At 69.6% G+C, this 18,270-nt stretch carries 12 protein-coding genes; 3 read left to right on the top strand and 9 right to left on the bottom strand.

Annotation, left to right across the window (positions count from 1 at the left end; translation table 11 throughout):
- Positions 1-22: 22 nt before the first annotated feature.
- The 8 genes from asnB to ACVCMI_RS13765 all read right to left on the bottom strand — a co-directional run bounded on the left by asnB (position 23) and on the right by ACVCMI_RS13765 (position 12,177).
- Positions 23-2,062: an asparagine synthase (glutamine-hydrolyzing) gene (asnB, locus tag ACVCMI_RS13730; protein ID WP_447098439.1), complete on the bottom strand. Its 2,040-nt coding sequence runs from the start codon at positions 2,060-2,062 to the stop codon at positions 23-25.
- Positions 2,050-3,189: a glycosyltransferase family 4 protein gene (locus ACVCMI_RS13735; protein ID WP_447098438.1), complete on the bottom strand. Its 1,140-nt coding sequence runs from the start codon at positions 3,187-3,189 to the stop codon at positions 2,050-2,052. Before ACVCMI_RS13735 ends, asnB begins: the two co-directional genes overlap by 13 nt.
- A complete protein-coding gene (locus ACVCMI_RS13740) occupies positions 3,186-4,427 on the bottom strand; it encodes an O-antigen ligase family protein (protein WP_447098437.1) in 1,242 nt (413 codons plus the stop codon). The genes ACVCMI_RS13735 and ACVCMI_RS13740 overlap by 4 nt, the downstream gene beginning before the upstream one ends.
- Complete coding sequence (locus ACVCMI_RS13745) at positions 4,424-6,727, bottom strand: glycosyltransferase (protein ID WP_447098436.1); 2,304 nt, start codon at positions 6,725-6,727, stop codon at positions 4,424-4,426. The genes ACVCMI_RS13740 and ACVCMI_RS13745 overlap by 4 nt, the downstream gene beginning before the upstream one ends.
- Complete coding sequence (locus tag ACVCMI_RS13750; protein WP_447098435.1) at positions 6,724-8,082, bottom strand: lipopolysaccharide biosynthesis protein; 1,359 nt, start codon at positions 8,080-8,082, stop codon at positions 6,724-6,726. The genes ACVCMI_RS13745 and ACVCMI_RS13750 overlap by 4 nt, the downstream gene beginning before the upstream one ends.
- 29 nt (positions 8,083-8,111) lie before the next feature.
- Positions 8,112-9,371 carry a phosphotransferase family protein gene (locus ACVCMI_RS13755; protein ID WP_447098434.1) on the bottom strand — a complete coding sequence of 420 codons (1,260 nt, stop codon included), beginning with the start codon at positions 9,369-9,371 and terminating at the stop codon, positions 8,112-8,114.
- On the bottom strand, positions 9,368-11,596 hold the full coding sequence (locus tag ACVCMI_RS13760) for a polysaccharide biosynthesis tyrosine autokinase (protein ID WP_447098433.1): 2,229 nt from the start codon (positions 11,594-11,596) through the stop codon (positions 9,368-9,370). Before ACVCMI_RS13760 ends, ACVCMI_RS13755 begins: the two co-directional genes overlap by 4 nt.
- Positions 11,597-11,802: 206 nt before the next feature.
- Positions 11,803-12,177, bottom strand: a complete 375-nt coding sequence (locus ACVCMI_RS13765) for a hypothetical protein (RefSeq protein WP_447098432.1) — start codon at positions 12,175-12,177, stop codon at positions 11,803-11,805.
- A 126-nt stretch (positions 12,178-12,303) separates the two neighbouring features.
- On the opposite strand from ACVCMI_RS13765, the gene ACVCMI_RS13770 reads away from it, so the two are divergent.
- From ACVCMI_RS13770 to mutS, 3 genes are all read left to right on the top strand, one after another.
- Positions 12,304-13,479: a polysaccharide biosynthesis/export family protein gene (locus tag ACVCMI_RS13770; protein ID WP_447098431.1), complete on the top strand. Its 1,176-nt coding sequence runs from the start codon at positions 12,304-12,306 to the stop codon at positions 13,477-13,479.
- A gap of 176 nt (positions 13,480-13,655) precedes the next feature.
- Positions 13,656-14,843 carry an MraY family glycosyltransferase gene (locus ACVCMI_RS13775; RefSeq protein WP_447098430.1) on the top strand — a complete coding sequence of 396 codons (1,188 nt, stop codon included), beginning with the start codon at positions 13,656-13,658 and terminating at the stop codon, positions 14,841-14,843.
- 157 nt (positions 14,844-15,000) lie between these two features.
- Positions 15,001-17,589, top strand: coding sequence for a DNA mismatch repair protein MutS (gene mutS, locus ACVCMI_RS13780; RefSeq protein ID WP_447098429.1), 2,589 nt, complete (start codon positions 15,001-15,003; stop codon positions 17,587-17,589).
- A 12-nt stretch (positions 17,590-17,601) separates the two neighbouring features.
- Here mutS and ACVCMI_RS13785 read toward each other — a convergent pair whose 3' ends face one another.
- A complete protein-coding gene (locus tag ACVCMI_RS13785) occupies positions 17,602-18,213 on the bottom strand; it encodes a response regulator (protein ID WP_395119598.1) in 612 nt (203 codons plus the stop codon).
- Positions 18,214-18,270: the final 57 nt, after the last annotated feature.

Genomic DNA, 18,270 nt, shown 5'->3' on the forward strand with positions numbered 1-18,270 from the left:
GTCGTCAGCTCGCCATGCCACGTCAAAAGCCCGCCGGCGCGTGCGAGCCGCACGCGTTCGCGACCGCATCGCGCGGGTGCGCGTCCGGCTGCCGGGTTTCCCGCAGCCAGGCCTGGAACATAAGCACGTCCCACAGCCGGCCGCCCTCGTGCACCCGCCCCGCCAGGTGGTCGACGAACATCGCGCGCACGTATTCGGGTTCGAAGTAACCCTCCTCGCGCAACCGTGCCGGTTCCAGCAGCGCTTCGGCCCACTCGCGCAGCGGCCCGCGCAGCCACTCGCCCATCGGCACGCCGAAGCCCTTCTTGGGGCGGTCAATCAGCGCGCGCGGCACGTGCCGGTACAGCACCTGGCGCAACAGCCACTTGCCCTCGCCGCCGCGCACTTTCTGCCGCATCGGCACGCGCCAGGCGAACTCGGCCACGCGGTGATCCAGCAGCGGCACGCGCGCCTCCAGGCTCACCGCCATGCTGGCGCGATCGACCTTGGTCAGCACGTCGCCCGGCAGGTAGCTGACCAGGTCGCTGTACATCATCCGCTCGAACACCTCCCGCACCTGCGGCCCCAGCTCGGGGTGGCTCAGCCCGGTCGGCGGCTCCTCGCCGTGCAGCACCACGCGGGCGGGATCGCGCAAATGCGACATCAGCAGGCGATAGCGCTGCTCCTGTGGCCCGGCGTCGAGCATGCTGGCGAGCACGCCGATCTTGGAGCGCGGCCGCTTCAGGCGGATGCGTGCCGGTACGCAGCGATTGGCGCCGGCGAGCAGCGACTCGTAGAAACCGGCGCGATGCGACAGCGAGCGCGCGAGCCGCCGCTGCAACCCCGCCGGTATCCAGTCCAGGCCGCGCTCGATCGCGCGCGCCTTGAAATAGCGCTCGTAACCGCCGAACAACTCATCGCCGCCGTCACCGGAGAGACTCACCGTCACCTGGCGCCGGGCCAGCCGCGACAGCAGGTAGGTCGGTATCTGCGAGGAATCGGAGAACGGCTCGTCGAACATCGACGGCAACTTCGGCACCACGTCCAGCGCGTCGCGCGCGGTCACGTACAACTCGTGGTGCTCGGTGCCAAGGTGTTCGGCCACGGCGCGGGCGTAACCCGCTTCGTCGTAGCCCTTCTCGTGGAAGCCGATGGAGAAGGTCTGCACCGGCCGCATCGACTGCGCCTGCATCAGCGCCACCACCAGCGAGGAATCCACGCCGCCGGAGAGGAACGCGCCCAGCGGCACGTCGGCCTCCATGCGCAGGCCGACCGCGTCGAGCAGGAGTTTCTCCAGCTCGTCGGTGGCCGCGGCGTCGGACAGGTGCAGGCGATCGGCCACGCCGGCCTGCGCGACCTCGCGGGCCGACCAGTAGACTTGCGCCCGCGTGGCGAGCGTCGACGCGTCGACGCGCGAGGCGGCCATCCCCTGGTCCACGCTCAGCCAGGTGCCCGGCAGCAGCTTGCGGATGCCCCGGTAGATGGCGTGCGGTGCGCCGATGTAGTTGTGCCGCAGCAGCAGGCACAGCGCGTCGCGGTCGACCGGGTTGGCGAACCGCGGGCAGCGCCGCAGCGCCTTCAGCTCGGAGCCGAACACGAACAGCGAACCCACCCAGCCGTAATAGAGCGGCTTGATGCCGAGCCGGTCGCGCACCAGGGCGAGCGTGCGCTCGCGGCGATCCCACAACGCGAAAGCGAACATGCCCACGAAGCGCCTGACTGCCGCTTCCAGCCCCCATTGCTCGATCGCCGCCAGCATCACCTCCGTGTCCGAGCGCCCGCGGAACGTCGCGCCGAGCGGCGTCAGCTCGCGGCGCAGGCGGTGATGGTTGTAGACCTCGCCGTTGAACACGATCACGTAGCGTCCACTGGCCGAAGTCATCGGCTGGTGGCCACCCGGTGTCGGGTCGATCACCGAAAGACGCCGATGGCCGAGCGCCACGCCTGCCGCGGCATCCTGGAAATGGCCGTCGTCGTCCGGGCCGCGATGGCTCAGCGCGTCGGTCATGCGCCGCACGATGGCGCCGCCGTCTTCGGCGGTGAAGGCGTGGGAGGCATCCCAGAAGCCGGCTATTCCGCACATGCTTGTCGCTCCTGCACGATGGACGAATACAGATCGGCGTAACGCCGCGTGCGCAGCCTGGCCGTGTAGTTGTCGACGATGCGCTGGCGCGCGCGCAGACCCAGTTGGTGCCGCTCGCGCGGCGGCAGCGCGGCCAGGCTGGCCCAGCCGGCGCAGAGCGCGGCGGAATCGCGCGCCGGCACCACCACACCGGTGTCGGCCACGATCAGCGGCACATCGCCCACGTCGGTGGCCACGCACGGCACGCCGCAGGCCATCGCCTCGGCCACCGCATTGGGGAAGGCCTCGCCGCGCGAGGCCAGGGTGGCGATGTCGAACGCCGCGTTGATCGCCGGGATGTCCTGGCGCCGGCCGAGCAGGCGCACATGGGTGCGCAATTGCAAGGCGTCGACCTGGCTGGCGAGTTCCGCATTCGCGGCGGTCGCGCCGTCGCCGACCAGCACGAACACGCTGTCGGGATGGCTTTCCCGGAACAGCTTCGCTGCGTGCAGGAAGTTGCCGTGATCCTTGGTCGGATGCACGCGCGCCACCATGCCGATCACCAGGCCATCGCCCGGCACCGCCAGCTCCTCGCGGATGCGCGCGCGCGCCGCCGGGTCCGGCACCAGCACGCCGGTGTCGTAACCGTTGGGAATCACCACCGTGCGCAAGCGGCTGAAGCCGTAGTCCTCGTGCTGCGAGGCGCTGAGCTGGGAGGCATACAGCACGCAGCTGGGCCGCGTCGAGAACACCGCGTTGAGGCGGATCACCACGCGCGTCAGCGGCTTGTCGGTGGCCAGGTCGGTCAGTGAATGGTGCACGCTCCACAGGTGCGGCACGGACTGCCCCCACAGCGCCAGCGAGGTGAGCAGGTGCGCGTGGTACATCCAGGCATGGACCAGGTCGGCCGACTCGTGCGCCAGCAATCGCCGCAGCCGCATCACGTCGCCGGGGCCGGCGCGGCCGGGCCGGATGCCCATGTGGTGCACCCGGGCAGATTCGGCCAGGCGCGCGCTCAGCGTCCCCTCGCCGCCCAGCACCACCACCGCATGCCGGTACGCCGGGGCGGGCAATGATTCGAGCAGGCGACACAGCGCGATCTCGGCGCCGCCGGCGTTCAACCCGGTGATGACGTGGCAGATCTTCACGCCGGCACCCCCACGCGGGGCGACGCCAACCACCGCGCCACCGCGAGCTCGCGTTTCTCCAGCGCCTGCCGCGCAAGCATGAAGCTGATGACGAGGATGATCGTCGGGCTTTCCAGCAGGTTGTGCGAGAAGAAGCTGGCGATCACCAGTTGCAACACCAGCACGCGCTGCAGCCCCGACGTGGCCCGCCACAACACGACCAGCAAGGCCAGGTAGAAAGCCAGCCCGAACACGCCGCCCTCGACCAGGAAACGCAGGTACATGTCGTGCGGCCCGACCGGGAACGCCCACTCGTAGACATAGCCGCTGCCATGCCCGAACAGCGGGCTTTGCGCCGCCTCGTGCAGCGAGAACCAGACCAGGTCCATGCGGGTGGCAGCCGAATCGCCCGACAGCGAGGAGCCGCCCACGCCCATGCGCGCCAGCGTGTTCGGATCGAGATAGCGGGCGAACGACGTGCCGGCCAGCAGTTCGCCCAGCTCGCCGCTGAACAGGGACAGCAGGATGCCGATGCCGGCCAGCGTGGACAGCGTCATCACGGCGAGCTTCCACTTTGCGCCGTGCGTGCGATCGTGCCGGCCCAGCCAGATCAGCGCCACGCCCCACATGATCCACGCCGACCGCGAGAACGTGACCAGCACGCCGACGCCGCACACCAGCACGAAAAGCCAGCGCAAGCGCGCCGGCACGCTGTCCATGCCGCACAACATCACCAGCGCGAGCGCATAGCCGGCCACGTTGGGGTTGATGTACAGCCCGGCCGCGCGCCCGGGCACGTTGGAGAACCGCGGATGGATGAAATCGAGCAGGTTCATGCCGGCGGCGAACAGGGCCAGCAGCAGGAACATCCCGCCCAGCATGTGCAACCGCCGTGGATGCACCATCAGCGTGGCGAATGCCATGCCGATCGCCACCATCTCGATCAGCGTGATCAGCGCCTGCAACGCCGTGTGGCTCTGCGAGGACTGCAGGAAGATCAGCACGCCATACACGATGTAGAGCAGCAGCCAGATGACGAAGCGACGCGTGCCGCCGTCGCGCAGGATGGCCAGCGACTGCGCCGCCGCGCCCTGGGCCACCGCATAGAAGGCGGCAAAGCCGATCACCGCCACGTAGGAATAGAGCGGCTTGAGGCCGCGCGTGGTGAACAGGAAATCGCTGGCGTCGCTGCCGAACCACAACACGAAGGCCGCCAACAGGAGGTCCACCGGCGTGCGCGGCAGGAAGCGGGCGTTCATGACGTCGCCCCGCCCAGCGTGCAGTGGCGACGATGCACCTCTTCCAGCACGCGCTCCGAATGGCCGACCAGCCGCGCAGTGCTGAACTGGTCGACGACGCGCGCGCGCGCAGCGTGCGCCGCCGCGAACGGATCGCGCGCCATCCGCTCGCGCATCCGCGCGATGCCGTCGCGCAGCGCCACCGGGTCGCCGGCCGGCACGACGATGCCGGTGTCCCCCACCAGATCTGCCGAATCGCCGACGTCGGTGACCACGCACGGCCGTCCGCACGCCATCGCCTCGGCGACCACGTTCGGAAAGCCTTCGCCGCGCGAGGAGGACGCCAGGATGTCGATCGCGCTGTAGGCCGCGGCCATGTCCTCGCACGGGCCGGCCCAGACCAGGCGCTCGGCCAGCCCCAGCTCGCGCGCCTGCGCCTGCAGCTGCTCGGCGTAACCCGCATCGCCGCCGCCGACACAGACGAAACGCCAGCGCGCATCGTGCGCCAGCCCCGCGATCGCCTGCAGGAAGGTCGGGTGGTCCTTCATCGGATCGAGCCGCCCGACCAGCCCCACCAGCAGCGCAGTGTCGGGCACCTCCCACGCGCGCCGCATCCGCGCGCGCGAGGCCGCGTCGAAGCGGAAGTGTCCGGTGTCGATGCCGTTGGCGATCACCACCAGCCGGTCGGCGGGATAACCCTGCGCGCCATGCAGCGTGGAGCCGGCGCGGGAGTTGAAGATGATCCGGTCCGCGCGGCGCGCCATGCGGCAACTCAGCGCAAAGGTGGCGCGCGACATCCAGTCGTAGCGCTGCCGGTCGATGAATGAGGAGCGCACGCCCCAGACCACGCGCGAACCCGGGCTGGCCAGCGGCGCGAACAGCGACAGCAGATTGCCGACGGTGAGGTAGCCGTGCACGATGTCCGGCCGGTACCCGCGCAAGGCGCGCGCCAGGCGCCACAGGAAACCGGCCACGTCCCAGCGCCCGCGCTTGTGCAGGTCGATGATCGGCACGCCGCCGCGCTCCAGCTCGTGCTGGAACGGGCCGCCGGCGTAGAAGCAGGCCACCGCCACCTCCCAGCCGTCGCGGCGCAGGCCGATCGCCAGCGTCGCCAGCTGCCGCTCGGCGCCGCCACGGCCGAGCGAACGGATCAGGAACAGCACGCGCGGCTTGCGCGCGTCGTCCGCGCCGTTCGACGGCACATTCGCGCGCACGCGCACCGCGCACTGCGCCGCCACGCGCGTCACCAGCGACTGCCAGCGGGCGAACACCGAGGCCAGCGAATGGGTGTGGCGCACCTCGATGGCGCGTGCGCCAAGGCGCCGCCGCAGCGCCTCGTCGTGCATCAGCGTGCCGAGCGCGGCGGCCAGCGCGGGCGCATCGGCCACCGGCACCAGCCAGCCGTTGCTGCCGTGCTCGATGATCTCGCGCGGACCGGTCTCGCAATCGGTGCTGACGCAGGCCAGGCCCAGCGACATCGCCTCCAGCAGCACATTGGGCATGCCCTCGAAGCGCGAGGAGAGCACGAAGATGTCGGCCTCGCGCATCGCGCCGGCGAGGTCGTCGTCGAACCCGGCCAGCTCCACGCTGGCGCCGAGGCCGAGCCGGTCGATCTGTTCGTTCAGCGCCGCACGCATCGAGCCTTCGCCGGTGATGCGCAGGCGCCAGTGCGGGTGCGTCGCGGCGAGCGTGGCCCAGGCGCCGATCAGGATGTCGAAACCCTTCTGCGCCTCCAGCCGGCCGGATGCCAGCACGATGCGCCCTGGCCCGCGCGGGGTCCGACGCACGCCCGCCAGCGGCAGCTCGCGTACCGGGTTGGGGATCACCTCGACCGGACGTTGCAGGCGCGCCTCCAGGTCGTCGGCGCCGCGACGCGTCTGCGCCACCACGGCGGCGGCGCGACGGCAGAGCACGCGGTACAGGAGCCGCCAGGGCGCCCGCGGCGGATGCGCCGCGACGAACACCCGCTCCGAAACGATCACCGGCACGCGCCAGCCGGTGACGGCAAGCACCACCATCAGGTTGGTGGTAGTGGTGAAGCTGACGATGACATCGGGCCGCGCCGCGCGCAGCGCATGGCGCAGCGCGCGCAGCCGCAGCACATTGCTGCGCAGCGCCACCAACGCATGCGGCGAGGGCGCCGCCACGTCCAGCCCCACCCGCTGCACCGCCGCGTGCAGCGGGTACTTGTCGCCATGGCTGCGCGCCAGCGTGATCAGGGTCACGGCCGCGCCGTCGGCTACCCACGCATTGGCCAGCGTGGCCATCACGCGCTCGGCGCCGCCGCCGCCCATCGTCGGAATGACCAGCGCCACCCTCATCGCGGCACCCCCTTTGCCGGTACGCCGAAGATCGACGGATCGATGCCCAGTCGCGCGCGCACCGCGCGCCACGCCAGGGCGCGCCAGACCAGCAGCGACGCCACCGCGCCGATGGCCGCGCCGGTCGCGCCGAGGCTGGGCACCAGCAGCCATGCCACCGCCGCATTGGCGGCCACGCCCACCAGCACCAGCATCGAGGCCCGCCGCTGGAACCTGGTCATCGACAACATGAAGCCGACCTCACCCAGCGACGTGGTGGCGCAGTAGCCGCACAGCAGGATCAGCAACGGCACATAGGCCGCGTCGAAGCCCGGGCCGAACAGCCCCAGCAACCAGTGCCCGGCGACGCCGAAGCCCAGGCTCACGGCGAGTGCGCCGGCGAAGGAGAAACGCGCGGCGCGGGTGGCCACCAGCTGCAGGCCGCCCATGTCGTGCGCGTCGTAGCGCTCGGCGATCATCGGCGCGAGCACCACGTTGGCCGCGCTCTGGGCGAACAGCGCAAAGCCGGCCATGCGCACCGCGGCGTAATACGGGCCGACGTCGCCAGGACCCATCAGCGCGCCCAGGATGAGCACGTCCAGACGGCTGCCGGAAACCACGATGATCGACAGCATCGACATCTGCGAGCCGACGACCAGCCAGCGGCGGATCTCGTACGCGGGCGCCGCCGCCCTGCCCTGCTCGGGCCAGCTGCGCTGCAGGTGCCGCGCCGAGCCGGCCAGCGCCAGCGCCGCGGCTGCCAGCGACGCCGCCGCCGCCCACGGCGCGTCGATCTCGCGCACGCTCAACACCAGCACGCCCAGCAACACGATCAGCAGCAGCGGACGCCCCAGCGTCTGGTACAGCCCGCTGACCACCGGTCGCTTGAACGCCCGGTGCAACGCCCCGCTCTGCTGCAGCTGGGTCAACACCGGCAGCATCGCGAAGCCGATGTAGAAGGTGTGCCGCCAGCTCGCACTCTGATTCGCGCCGAGCACGTGCACCACCACGCAGCCGCCCAGCGCGATGCAGCAGCTGGTGGCCAGCACGATCATGCCCACGCCCCGCCGCAGGCCGTGCACCTTGCCCCACGCGCCCTCGCGGATATAGGACGGCAGCAACCGGATCATGCTGATGTCCTGGCCAGCCTGCGCGATCACCGCCAGCACGCTGACCCAGCTGAACATCAGCGCGTAAACGCCGAACTCGTGCCGCCCGATGACCCGCGCCATCACCAGGTTGGCCAGAAAGCTCAGCCCGGTGCCGCCGACGGTGACGAGGAACGCACCCGAGGCGCCGCGCTTGAGCAGCTGCAAGCTGGACGCGTGCAGTGCCGGCAGCGAGCTGATCGTGCGGGCGGCGGCGGTGTCATTCATGGCTTCCACCGAGGCATCCCTGGACGCGCTCACGAGGCGGACGCCCGCGCCAACAGCGCATCGAGCGTGCGCGCGGCCTCGTCGGCGCCGTACCAGTCCAACCCGGTATCCGCCTGCGACGGCTGCCGCTCCAGGCTGCGCAGCGCGTGCACGCAGTGGAAGGCGATCAGGCGTCGATTGGCTTCGTTGCGCGAGCGTCCCAGCTCGCCCATCAACCGTTGTTCGAGTCCCTGCGCCCGCGCGGCCGGCGCATCGCCGCCCAGCCGCGCCACCGCGTCGAGCAGGCAGATCAGGTCGTGGTCGGCCGGATACGCGGCGCCGGCGTATTCCCAGTCGAAGACGCACAGGCGGCTGTCCTGCCGGAAGCAGTTGACCGGCGTGAAGTCGCCATGGGCCAGGCCGCGGGATGCGATCAGCGACGGCTCCGCCGCCAGCACCGCCATCGCGCGATCCAGGCGTTGTCGCCACGGCGGCGCCAGAGCGTCACCGAGTTGCGCAAGGCGTGCGCCCCATTCGTCCAGCAGCGAGGCTCCGCTGCGAGCCCATGACGACGCCGTGCGCGCAGCGAGTTCCTGCAGGAAATCCAGGTGCAAGGCGTCGAGGTCGGTCAGGCAGCGGGCGGCAGGCGTCCGCACCGCATCGGTGGCGAGGATCGCGGTGCCGCCGCGCACTTCACTGCGCAACACGCAGGGCAGCCACGCCGAGCGCAGGTCCATCGCCGCAAGCAGGCGCAACACCTGCGCTTCGCGCTGCAGCAGCACCTGCACCGCCGGCACGAGCGACACCTTCGCGTAGGCGCGAATGTGGCCGGCGTCGTCCATCAGCTGCACGCTCAGCTTGCGATGCGGGCCGGGCGTGCCGGTCAGGAAGGCGCCGTGGCGGGCACCGGCATCCGCCATGCGCGCCAGGTCGCCCACCCCGGAAACATGCACCTTGTGCGGCAACAGCGGCCCCAGTCCCAGCCACGCGCCGACGCTGGCCACGCCCTTGACCGCGCGCGGCACCCACCGCACCGGCTGCACCAGGGCCAGCGCACCGGTGCTGACCGCACGCGGACGCAGCGGCAGCAGGAAGAAGCGCGAACCGGTGCGGCCGGACAACACGCCGTACGGCGCGGAGCCGGCATGCGGCTGCGTGCGCACGCGCAGGCCGACCGCCTCCATCTCCCGCACCGCCGCGCGGAAAGACGTATCCGCGCCGAAACCCGGCCGACGGCGCGAGCCGGACCCGTCGCGGTTCGACGGCCGCGGCACCGGCTCAGCCAAGTCGCTGATCTCGGCGCGGATCATTGGGCAAAGCCGTATCCGAGGAACCCGTAGGTGGAAAAGCCGTTGCTTCGCTTCTCCATGCCGTTGAACACCACGCCCTTGATCGTCACGCCAGCCTGGCGGAAGCGCTGTATGGCCAGCTCGACCTCGCGCGACTGGTTGAGCCCGTAGCGCACCACCAGCAGGCTGGTGCCCACGTGATGGCCGATGATGGCCGCGTCGGTCACCGCCAGGATCGGCGGGCTGTCGATCACCACCAGGTCATAGGCCGGCGAAAGCCGCCGCAGCAGCGCGCCGAAGTACGGCTGCATCAGCAGCTCCGACGGATTGGACGGCTTGCTGCCGCGCGGGATGAAATCCAGCTCGCCGCCCAGGCCGGTGATCGGGCGGATGGCTTCAGCCACCTCCAGCTCGCCGGCCAGCAGCTCGGACAGGCCGCCGTCCGCGCGCACGCCGAGCACCTGGTGCAGGTCGCCATCGCGCATGTTGGCGTCGATCAGCAACACGCGCAGGCCCGCCTGCGCATTGACCGCCGCGAGGTTGGACGAGACGAAGGTCTTGCCTGCCTGCGAGCTGGAGCCGCAGACCATCAAGCGGTTGTCGCTGGCGCCGAGCTGGGTGAAGCGCATGCTGGTGCGCAGGCTGCGCATGGCCTCGGACGCCACGTCGTCGGGGGCCGCCAGCGCCAGCAGCGCGGAGCGCCCCTTGCCGAGCAGGCGCCGACGATGCTGCGACAGCTCGATCTGCTGCTCGCTCAACGGAATCGCGGAATACACCTCCACGCCGAGCTGTTCGATCTCGGCGGGGTCTTCCAGGCCGCGCCGGAACATCTGCTGCAGGAAGATGTACGCCACCGCCAGGAACCCGCCGAGAAAGGCGCAGCCCATCAGGGTGAGCAGCTTGCGCGGCTTGGCCGGGTGGGTGATGTCGACCGAAGGCGCATCCACCACGCGCGCGGTGCCCACCGTGCCCGCCTGCGCAAGTTCGAGTTGCTGCGCCTCGTTGAGCAGCCCGGTATAGGTGTTGTTGAGCACTTGCACGTCGCCGGTCAGGCGCAGCAGTTGGCGCTGCGTGTCGGGGAACGTGGTCATCCGCTTGTCGATCGCGGCGCGCTGCGCCTGCAGCTGCCCGATCTGCTGCATGATCGCCTTGTAGGCCGGATGCTGCGGCGTGTACAGGCGCTGCACCTCCGCCTTCTGGATGTTGAGCTGGTCGATGTTGTTGTTGATCGTGGCCATCTCGCTCAGCAGTGTCTGCGTCTGCATCGGCACATCCACCGAATGGGCCTTGAGCTGGAACGCGGCCAGCGCGGCCTGGGCGTCGGCCAGCTTCTTCTTGACGTCGGGCAGTTGCTGCTGCACGAACTTCAGGCTGCTGGATGCCTGGGCCGAATTGCGCCCCACGTTCTGCGCGAGGAACGCGCTGACCACGTGCTCGAGCACCTTGACCGCCTGGTGCGGATCGGCGCTGTCATAGGCCAGCGAGATGATGTTGGAGCCCTGCACCGGCTGGCTGGTCGAGATCGCCTGCTGGATGCCGGCAATCGTTGTCACCTCGTCGTTGCGCACCACGTGGAAGCGCATGCCGGGGTTGGCGCGCATGCTCTTGACCAGCATGGTCACGCCCGACCCGCTCGACACGCGTCCGACATGGCCCTGCAGCAACTGCATCCCCGGCGAGAACGGCACGTCGCTGTCCTCGGTGAGCACATAGCTGCCGTCCGGGCCGGCGGTCAGCGTCATGTCCTCCCCCAGCAACCGGTCGGGCACGTTCAGCTGCGGCATGTCCAGGTGCGCGCCGCCCCATCCGTACCCGTTCAGCCCGAACCAGGGCGCGTTGACCTCGTTGCCCGAGGTCAGGTCGTGCAACCGGGCGACCAGACCGCCGATCACCGGCACGCGATAGGGACTGGTGTCGATATAGAGATGCAGGTTGCGCACCGCCTCGCCGACCACCGATTGCGCGGTGAGGATCGCCTTGGCGTCCGCCGCCGCGGGGCTCGACGGGCTGCTTTGCTGCGTGCCCAGGTTCAATCCGGGCAAGCTCGGCGCCTGCTCCACCTGCACCATCGCCTTGGCCTCGTACTGCGGCGTCGCCACCAGCAGGTAGGCGAGCCCGATCGCCAGGGCGCCCAGGGTCGCCTTGATGATGAGCCATTTGTGGTCCAGCAAGGTGCCCACCAGGGCACGGGGATCGATCTCGTCGTCGGGCTGGATCTGGATCGCGGGACCACTGATGGCTTTCACGGGACTCTCTCCGGAACGAAGCTGGACACGCGGACGCCACGGCGGACGGCCATGCCCGGGAACCGGCATTCGCGGGCATCGGCGACGCGATTACCCGGGCGCATCCACAGTGGACCTTGAAAATGTGAATGTTCCATATGAAACCATTATCTGCTCATGCATTTCATGCCGAAGACATTCCGGTTTGAAACGGATATTCACGTCATTCATGAATCAGCCAAGTTGGCGCATCGATCACCCACCATCGAAACAAAATGCGACGCGCCATCGCGCCGAATATCCGCCGCACCCACCGGAGTTTTGCCGCCTCCATCCTTCGCTGCCGCACGAGGCCTCGATGCGATCGGATTCAGGCCATGGATACCGGCTTTCGCCGCGGCCGCAGCGCAATTTCTTGCGGCACGCCGCCTCGCGAGGGCCGGCGTGAACGGTAGAGCCACATGACGCAATGCGCCGTTGTCGAAGGAAGCATTTGCGCGCGGCGCGCCGGAATTGTCAACCCGGACATCGGCACTGAAACGTGAAATGCCGATGAAATGGTTCACTGCCGGGACATGTGAATGAACATCCAATAAATCCATGCACTGGACAAATCATCCGCGGCGCGGATTATTGGGCCGGCTCGATATTGCATCAATGCCATTATCCGATCCGAATGACAGGAGCAATCCGACATGAACCGAGGTGCGCTTGCTGCAGTTCCGACGATGCCCCGCCGCGAGGTCCGCAACGACATCCGCCCGCAGGGCAAGCGCGGCAGGGCGCGCGCCGCGGCGTCGATGCGCAGCGTGGCCGGCATGCTGCTGGTGGCATCGCTCGCCGGCTGCGTCTGGGCGCCGGGGCAGTCGATGTCGAAGAGCTCGCTCGGCGGCGAAAACAGCTACGTGGCGCTGGTGCCGATCACGCCGAGCCTGGTCCAGACGCAGCAGCAGAACGCGGCGGCCGACACGACCTCGGCGCTGCCGCCGGCGCTGCTGGACTATCGCCCGGAAGGCTACCGGATCGGCCCCGGCGACACCCTGCACATCACCGTGTGGGACCACCCGGAGCTGACCTCGCCCGCCGGCCAACAGCAGGAAACCGCCGCCAACGAGCGGCTGGTGCGGCCCGACGGCACCTTGTATTTCCCCTACGCCGGCGTGGTGAAAGTGGCCGGCATGACCATCGAGCAGGCGCGCCAGGCGATCACCTCGGGGCTGTCGCACTTCATCCGGGCGCCGCTGGTGGACGTGAGCGTCGCCGGCTACGGCAGCCAGCGCGTGGTGCTGGAAGGCGCCTTCGTCAAGGCCGGCGCGCAGCCGGTGACCACGGTGCCGCTGACGCTGGGCGAGGCGATCGGCGTGGCGGGCGGCGTGGACAGCAAGAATGCCGACCTCTCCAACGTGGTGCTGACGCGCGGAGACGAGTCTTACCACCTCGACCTGAGCCCGTCGCACGACGGCAAGGCGCTGGCCCGCAAGATCTACCTGCGCCCGGGCGACCGCGTGTTCGTGCCGTTCAACTTCGACCAGGAGGTCTACGTGATGGGCGAAGTGCTGCGCCCGCAGGCGCTGCGCTTCAACACCTCGAACCTCACCCTGACCCAGGCGCTGGGACAGGCCGGCGGCCTCAACGAGACCACCTCCAGAGGCATGGTCTACGTGGTGCGCGGCGCGCTGCACAAGGAGGACCCCAACCAGCGGCCGACCGTGTACGAGCTGGATGCGAAATCGCCTGCCGCGTTCGCGCTGGCCGACAGTTTCAAGGTGCAACCGGGCGACGTGGTGTTCGCCAGCGCGGCCGGCATCACTCGCTGGAATCGCTTCACCAGCCAGTTGTTGCCGCTCACCAGCGCGCTGAGCGCCACCGCGTCCAGCCAGTACTACCTCAACAACAGCAAATGACCGGGCTGGGCGGCGAAGGGTCGCGGAGTCGACCCTTCGCCGATGCGGCATGCCCCTCCACCGAGCCGTTCGTGTGGCATCTCGAACAGGCCGAGCAGCGTCACCGAACGATGCAGCGACCCGGGCTTGCGAAAGCATCGAGGCTGCCGGCGACGCGAAGAACAAGCAGGATTGCCATGACCTTCGACCCGCGGATACTCGAAAGCTGCGCGATCGCCACCGGCGTGTCGGCTGTCTCGCTGATGGCACTGCTGCCGCTCGGTCGCCGCCTGGGCCTGGTCGATTACCCGGACCAGGGTCGCAAGCGGCACGCCTTCGACACGCCGCTGGTCGGCGGCCTGGCCATCGCCATCGGCATGCTGGCCGGGTGGTGGCACGCGGATGTATTCACCCCGTTCGAGGACGCCGTGATCTGGACCACGCTGATGCTGGTGGTGGTCGGCGTGGCCGACGACCTGCTCGACCTGCGCGTGTGGGTGCGCGTGGTCACCGAGCTGGCCGCCATCGCCATCGTGGTCATCAGCTCGGGCGTCTACATCCGTTCGCTGGGCATGGTGCATGGCCACGAGCTCACGCTCGGCTGGCTGGGGATACCGTTCACCGTGGTCGCGGTGATCGGCCTGCTGAATGCGTTCAACCTCATCGACGGCATCGACGGATTGGCCGGCTGCCTGGCCCTGGTCGCCGCCGGTGGCATCGAGCTGCTCGGCCGCCACACCGGATCGAACCTGCAGTTCGCCGCGGTGGCGGTGATCGCTGCCGCACTGGTGCCGTATCTGGCGGCCAACCTGGGTCTGTTCGGACGCGTCGGCAAGGTGTTCCTGGGCGATGCCGGCAGCGTCATGCTGGGCTACCTGCTGGCCTGGTCGCTGATCGGCATGAGTCAGGGCCAGTCGCGGCAGCTCTCGCCCGGGCTGGTGCTGTGGTGCGTGGCGCTACCCGTGTTCGACACTTTGACCGTGATGTTCCGCCGCCTGCACCGGGGCGAGTCCCCGTTCACCGCCGATCGCGGCCACATCCATCACCTGCTGATGGATGCAGGCCTGAAGCCACGCGACACGCTGATCTGCCTGGTGGCGTTCGCCGCGATCATGCCGGTGCTGGGCCACGTCATCCACCAGCTTGCCGGCGCGCTGGCCAACGCGGTGGCCTTCGTCGTGCTGCTGGCCATGTATGCGCTGTTCACCGCTTGCCTGGGGCGGCGGCGGGAGATGGAACAGCCATCGCCGCGGATGGCCTCGCGCGTGCTCGCCGGCCCGGGCATGCCCGCGCGGCCTCCTTCGCGCATGCGCCAGCGCAGCGGTGAGGGCGCGCAACACGACGCACCGCCGCGCGTCCAGCGCAGCACCAACCTGCCGACCTGAATCTCGCCGCCCGCACCGGCGTGTTCACCGGCAGTCGCAGCGCGGGATCACGCACGCCGTTACCATGGGCACGAACTCCGTGCCAGACTCGCGCCCCGGAATCCGGCCGCGGGCATGTCGCCGGCCGGGCGCCTGCTCCCCTTCCAGATCCGATTGCATGAGTCACGACGACCACGCCAAGCACACCCCGTTCATGCGCCAGTACCTCGCCGCCAAGGCCGAGCACCCGGACGTGCTGCTGTTCTTCCGCATGGGCGATTTCTACGAGCTGTTCTACGACGATGCGCGCAAGGCGGCGCGGCTGCTCGACATCACGCTGACCCAGCGCGGGCAATCGGCCGGTGCGCCGATCCCGATGGCCGGCGTGCCATACCACGCGGCGGAGAACTACCTGGCGCGGCTGGTGCGCCTGGGCGAGTCGGTGGCGATCTGCGAGCAGATGGGTGACCCGGCACTGGCCAAGGGCATCGTCGAGCGCAAGGTGGTGCGCGTGGTCACCCCCGGCACGGTGACCGATGCCGCGCTGCTGGAGGAACGCCGCGACAACCTGCTGCTGGCGATCGCCGCCGGCGCGCGCGGCGATTACGGGCTGGCCTGGGTCGATCTTTCCAGCGGCCGTTTCCTGCTCAGCGAAGTGCCCAGCGCCGAGGCGCTGGCCGCCGAGCTGGCACGGTTGCAGCCGGCCGAGACCCTGGTCGGCGAAGACGTGGCCTGGCCGAAGCTGGTCAGCGCCCTGCCCGGCCTGCGCAAGCGTCCGCCGTGGCATTTCGACAGCGACGCGGCGCAGCGCGAACTGAACCGTTTCTTCGGCACCCACGACCTCGGCGGTTTCGGCGTGGACAAGCTGCCGCTGGCCGTGGCCGCCGCCGGTTGTTTGCTCGGCTACCTCGAGGAAACCCAGAAGAGCGCGCTGCCGCACCTCACCGGCATGGCCGTGGAAAGTGCCAGCGAGACGATCGCGCTGGACGCGGCCACGCGGCGCAACCTGGAGCTGGACACCCACCCGAGCGGGCGCACCGAACACACCTTGCTCGGCGTGCTCGACGAAACCGTGACGCCGATGGGCGCGCGAGCGCTGCGCCGCTGGCTGAACCGCCCGCTGCGCTCGCACGACGTGCTGCGCCGGCGCCATCAGGCGATCGGCATGCTGATCGACAGCCGCCGCGGCGCACCCCTGCGCGAGCAGTTGCGCGGCATCGGCGATCTCGAACGCATCCTCGCCCGCGTGGCGCTGCGCTCGGCGCGCCCGCGCGATCTTTCGACCCTGCGCGACGGCTTGCTGGCTGCACCGGAGTTGCAGCAGCGCATCGACGGCCTGGACAGCCCGCTGCTGCATGCCCTGGTCGAACGCATCGGCGACCACGCGGACACCGCCACCCTGCTCGCCCACGCCATCGTCGAGCAACCGCCGGTACTGCAGCGCGACGGCGGCGTAGTGGCCGACGGCTACGACGCGGAACTCGACGAACTGCGCCGCCTGTCCACCCATGCCGACCAGTACCTGGTCGAGCTGGAGGAACGCGAGAAAGCGGCCAGCGGCATCAATACGCTCAAGGTCGGCTACAACCGCGTGCACGGCTACTACATCGAGATCAGCCGCGCGCAGTCGGACAAGGCGCCTACGCATTACACGCGCCGGCAGACCACCAAGAACGCCGAGCGCTACATCACCGAGGAACTGAAGGCGTTCGAGGACAAGGTGCTGTCGGCGAAGGAACGCTCGCTGATGCGCGAGCGCGCGCTGTACGAGGCGCTGCTCGACACGCTCACCGAGAAACTCGAACCGCTGAAAATCGCCGCCGCCGCGATGGCCGAACTGGACGTGCTGGCCACCCTGGCCGAGCGCGCCGAAGCGCTCGACTGGAGCGCCCCGCAGCTCACCGACGAACCGGGCATCGCGATCGAGCGCGGCCGCCACCCGGTGGTCGAGAAAGTCCGCGACGAGCCGTTCGAGCCGAACGACCTCAGGCTCGACGACACCCGCCGCATGCTGGTGATCACCGGCCCGAACATGGGCGGCAAGTCCACCTACATGCGCCAGAACGCGCTGATCGTGCTGCTTGCGCACATCGGCAGCTACGTGCCGGCGGCCAGCGCGGTGATCGGCCCGATCGACCGCATCTTCACCCGCATCGGCGCCGGCGACGATCTTTCGCGTGGCCAGTCCACCTTCATGGTGGAGATGAGCGAGACGGCGAACATCCTGCACAACGCCACTGCCGACAGCCTCGTGCTGATGGACGAGGTCGGCCGCGGCACCAGCACCTACGACGGTCTGGCGCTGGCCCGCGCCGCCGCCGTGCACTTGGCGCGGCACTGCCGCGCGTACACCTTGTTCGCCACGCATTATTTCGAGCTGACCGAACTGGCCGGCGAGTTCCCGGCGATCGCCAACGTGCACCTGGATGCGGTCGAGCTGCACGACCAGAAGCGCGGCGAGCAGCTGGTGTTCATGCACGCGGTGAAGGACGGCCCGGCCAACCGCAGCTTCGGTCTCCAGGTGGCCGCGCTGGCCGGCCTGCCGAAATCGGTGATCGCCGATGCGAAGCGCACGCTGGCCGAACTCGAACGCGGCATGCACCGGCACGCCAGCGCAGCGCCCTCCGCTGAAGTTTCGCCGCAACTGGGATTGTTTGCGCCGGCGCAACCCTCGGCCGCCCAGCGCGAGCTGGAACGCATCGATCCGGATACGCTGACGCCGCGCGAGGCGCTGGAAGCCCTGTACCGGCTGAAATCGCTGGACTGAGCCGGCGCGCTGTCAAGCCACGCGATGCAGCGGCAGCGGCGCCTCGGTCGTTCCCGGCGTCCCGGCATCGGGCATGGCGATGTCGGGAATGCCGTCCAGCGCCTCCGCCGACAAGGCAGACAGCAGCGTGTTCTCCGCCACCGAGGTATCGCGGGCGGGCAACCGCCCGGCGGCCACCAGGCTGCCGATGCGCTCGTACACGTCGTCGCGGTCGAACGGCTTTTTCATGAAGTCGTCCGCACCGTAACGCTGCAGGTAGAACTGCTCGGTGGCCTGCTGGTTGCCGCTGATCATGATGATCGGGATGTCGCGCGTGGCCGGATCGTGGCGCAGCGCGCGCAGCACGCTGAAACCGTTCATGCCGGGCATCACCACGTCGAGGAAGATCAGCGCCGGCAACTCGCTGCGCGCCAGCTCGATCGCCGCCGCGCCGTCGGCCGCCTTCAACGGGTGGTAGCCATCCTGGCTGAGCATCTTGCCGAGCACGGCGCAGATCGTGGGCGAATCGTCCACTACCAGCATGCGCGCGCCCTGCGTGGTCTGCACGTGTTGCGGCTCGACCGCATGCCCGCCCAGCAGGCGCTTGATGAAGCCGATGCCACTGATGCGTGCCAGTCCGTCCATGCCTTCTCCCCGGGTCGTGAGTGGTGCGCGCGGGGCGCACTCGTGGATACGTCGCGC

Source organism: Rhodanobacter sp. UC4448_H15 (assembly GCF_052978265.1).